The organism is Frankia sp. CpI1-P (genome assembly GCF_001421075.1).
Lineage (GTDB): Bacteria > Actinomycetota > Actinomycetes > Frankiales > Frankiaceae > Frankia > Frankia torreyi.
Map to the genome: position 1 here is coordinate 6,796 of NZ_LJJX01000103.1, position 3,347 is coordinate 10,142.

Below are 3,347 nucleotides of genomic sequence, written 5' to 3' on the forward strand. Positions count from 1 at the left end.
GCTCTTCCGTCCACGCCACACCGCACTCGAAGCAAGAGATCACACACCGACCACTGTCGCTGTAGTACTAGGCCGACTTTCCGCACCCCACAGGGAACATGCCCGCGCTCAGGGCAGGGCTGCGTCCTTGACGGACCGCAGAATACGAATTCCTAGATCGTTTGTTGGGTCAGCCCGTCCCACGACTAGGCGATCTACATCGGACGGTAGCTCGCCTACTGGCGAAGGGGCTCCGAAGCGACCCAGGAGCTCGGCCGACAAGGTGATGGTCTGTCCGACATCNCCATGAACGACGTCGGGGAGCCGCTCGACAAGCCGGGTGGCTGCCCCAGCCTGGAGCACAATGATCCAAAATTGCTCCGCGATCGTCGGTGGGCGGGCCAGGTCGACGATCATCGCTTCGATCGTCTCGCTCGATTCGTCACCGATGACGACAGCTTCGACGATCAGCGGTGGGGTCTGCTGGTAGCGCAGCTGGGGCGCGGCGGCACGCATGCCGAGGTCCGCGAGTCCAGCCGCGAGTCCGTTGCGATCGAGGTATAGCGCCGCCTCCCGCAGGAGGACTTCGCTGGTCACGAGCTGGTCGGTCTGCCGTTGCCGTTCTGCGAGAAAGAACGCGCCTAGATGCCCTGCGAGCTCGGCCCAGGCCCGTTCCGACGGAGAAATGATCGTCGGCAGCGTGTTTCCGGGCGACCAANGGGTCCAGGGCACGTAGTCGGGCGGAAGCAGGTCGCGGCGCTCGACACCGTGCTGCAGCGGAACGTCGAACGCGAGGGCGATCCGCAGGGCGTCCTCGATCTGAAGCGGGTCTCGCCCATTCATCACACCGCGAAGGCTGTTCCGGGGTCTGCCGAGCCGCAGTTCGAGAGCGACATGGTCGATNTCCGGCTCNGCGGCCCGCACGGCGGCGATGAGCCGGTGCTGAAGGTAGGCCAGCGCTACCGACTCGGGTGGATCCCCTGTGCCTGGCTTCCAACGGATGTCGGGACCTGCCAGCGACGCGCCGTCAACGAATCTGCCCAGGTGCTGATCGCGGGCAGGGCGTCCACGGCGTCGGGGATCGGTCACGAGTCCTCCGCGTGGCGGAGAGGATTAAAGTCTGCGTTTAGAGTACTTTAATCTCGTGAGGGCGCGAAGCGGTCGGAACTCCGCAGGGACGGCGGTGCAGCAGGTCCTCGACGTGACCGACGGGCTGGTCGCGAGGGCGTCGGCTGCCGACGTGACGTGCAACCCGGGCGACGGCTCCACAACCTGGTGCCGAGCTGACCCTGCGACGCCCCGAACAGTCACGGTCGCGGGTCGGCTGCTGACGCCGACGGTCGTGTTCGACAGCTACTGGCGGTTCGCGGCTGCGCGGCAGGCGGTCTACGAGGCACGCTTGACTGGCGCCGGACCGCCTTGGACGACGGATCCGGTCATAGCTGCTCACCGCTTCACCAACTGCTATCGCGCTGCCGACCGCGTCAGTCAGTTTCTGATCAAAAACGTTGCGTATACGGGATCAGCCGAGCCCGACGAGACCGTCTTCCGCGTGCTACTTTTCAAACTCTTCAACCGGATCGAGACTTGGGAGCGTCTACGGGAAGAGTTCGGTGATCTTACCTGGGTTGATTTCGACATCGACCGGTACGAAAGTGCTCTCTCATCGGTTGCGGCCGCGGGCAAGAGACTCTATTCTGCCGCTTATGTCATGCCNCCGCCTCGGCTTGGCGCCGAAAGAAAACACGCGAACCATCTTCGCCTGCTCAGGCTGATGATGCATGATCGTGTCACCGATAGGCTTCAGAAGGCGCAGTCGATGTCGGAGGCCTTCGAGATTCTCCAAGGGTATCCGTCGCTTGGCAAATTTCTCGCCTTCCAATTTCTGATCGATATCAACTACTCGACGGTTCTGGACTTCGATGAAAACGAATTCGTAGTCGCCGGGCCTGGCGCCCGTGACGGAATTAGAAAATGCTTCGGCGACGCCGCCACAGGCATTGAAGAAGAGATCATCCGCTACATGGTNGACTCTCAGCACGAACATTTTGCACGCCTAGGTTTGTCGTTCCGGGGACTCGCTGGTACCCGCCCGCTCAAGCTTATCGACTGCCAGAATCTTTTTTGCGAGGTGGATAAGTATGCGCGTGTTGCGCATCCTCACGTAACTGGCATCAGTGGGCGGAGTAGGATTAAGCAGCATTTCCGGATGAACTCAGACTCGTTGGACGCTTGGTTCCCGCCAAAATGGGGTATTAATGGCGGCGATGCCCCGCATCGGATGCGTAGCGAGTATCCGGAAAAGAAATTTTCAGACCGGTCCAAAAATACTTTGTTTGATGTAGAGTCGGGAGAGTTGGCCGCATGGTAGCTAGCGCGCTCGAGGTCCTGGCCGAGACCCTGGAGAACCTGGGCTGGCGAATCAGCAAAGATCTGAACCTCGAGGCCACGGAGTCCGCTCCCCTGGATCTCGAGTCTTGGCAGGAAGCCGCCGCCTCGCTCGTCGCCTATGCCGAGACCTGCATGGAGGTACTTGAGCAGCCGGAGGTGGCCGCCGCGCTCGCAAATTCGGCCCCGCAAGCCGCTCCTGACCCGGCTGCTAGGTGCTGACTTCGGTGCTTGTCGCAGATGTTTTCGCAGGCTGGTTCAGGTCGGCCAGTAGCTGGCGCACACGCCGAATGGCCGCGCCATCCAGCTGAGCGTATCCCGCGACGACAAGCAGATGACCCGGTTGCGCATCCACTTGTCTCGCGACATACTCCAAGAGGCGGCCGAGTCCAAGGTAATTGCCGTAGGCCCGCTGAACCAGATATTGGCTTCGGTAATGAGCCACGGCGTGGAGCGTGTCACCGTCAAGCTGAAATGAACAGTGAGACAGACATGGAAACGCCATAGGATTCTTATCGCTCACTTGGCGGATCGCGACCGGGATTTCGCATGTACCACCTTCCGGCTCCTCGTCGGCGGGGAGGGGCCGTGAAATATCCGATGGCTCCATGACGCTCAACTCGTACCGGGCAGATTTCGGCCGCCCACCACGGCGCTCTTCATTAAGCCGTCGAATTGTCTCGCCGAGCTGATCAACGGGCCCTGCGTCGGACGGGTAACTCACGATCCTGCCGAAATAGGTACCCCACCTGTTCGGAACGAACCTGCGGATGGTGGGGTAGGCCTTGCGATACCTATCCACGAGCACCGCCGGACTCGCGGCTGTTGCGGCCATTCTGTATGGGAAAATAGTGTTTGCGACTGTCTCGATCGGTGCCATACCCTTGTCGTGAAGCAGCCCGTTGACCCGCGAACGCACGGCAGAATCATCAGCTGACGGTTCGGCAATCGAAGTTACCGCGTGAAAGAGTTTGTGGTCG

At 61.2% G+C, this 3,347-nt stretch carries 3 protein-coding genes and 2 pseudogenes; 4 read left to right on the top strand and 1 reads right to left on the bottom strand.

Features of this window, described 5'->3' with window-relative positions:
- Window positions 1-1,321 precede the first annotated feature (1,321 nt).
- From FF86_RS69460 to FF86_RS30425, 4 genes and pseudogenes are all read left to right on the top strand, one after another.
- Window positions 1,322-1,695 (top strand): nucleotide kinase domain-containing protein (locus FF86_RS69460; protein WP_396230199.1); only part of this gene is annotated, 374 nt, incomplete at its 3' end.
- 1 nt (window position 1,696) lies between these two features.
- Window positions 1,697-2,007, top strand: a pseudogene (locus FF86_RS69465) (nucleotide kinase domain-containing protein); the annotation flags it as partial.
- Window position 2,008: 1 nt separating this feature from the next.
- Window positions 2,009-2,350: pseudogene (locus FF86_RS69470) on the top strand (nucleotide kinase domain-containing protein); the annotation flags it as partial.
- The gene (locus tag FF86_RS30425; RefSeq protein WP_044888731.1) at window positions 2,344-2,589 is read left to right on the top strand and encodes a hypothetical protein; all 246 of its coding nucleotides are present in this window, start codon (window positions 2,344-2,346) and stop codon (window positions 2,587-2,589) included. The pseudogene FF86_RS69470 and the gene FF86_RS30425, both read left to right, overlap by 7 nt.
- Here FF86_RS30425 and FF86_RS33940 read toward each other — a convergent pair.
- Window positions 2,579-3,347, bottom strand: a 769-nt coding sequence (locus FF86_RS33940; protein ID WP_206779094.1) for a hypothetical protein, incomplete at its 5' end; no start/stop codon positions are given. The two genes, FF86_RS30425 and FF86_RS33940, sit on opposite strands and share 11 nt — an antisense overlap.

What these genes read in the sequence shown, in the direction of transcription:
- FF86_RS30425 (WP_044888731.1), top strand. Translation starts at nt 2,344, where the DNA reads ATGGTAGCTAGCGCGCTCGAGGTCCTGGCCGAGACCCTGGAGAACCTG.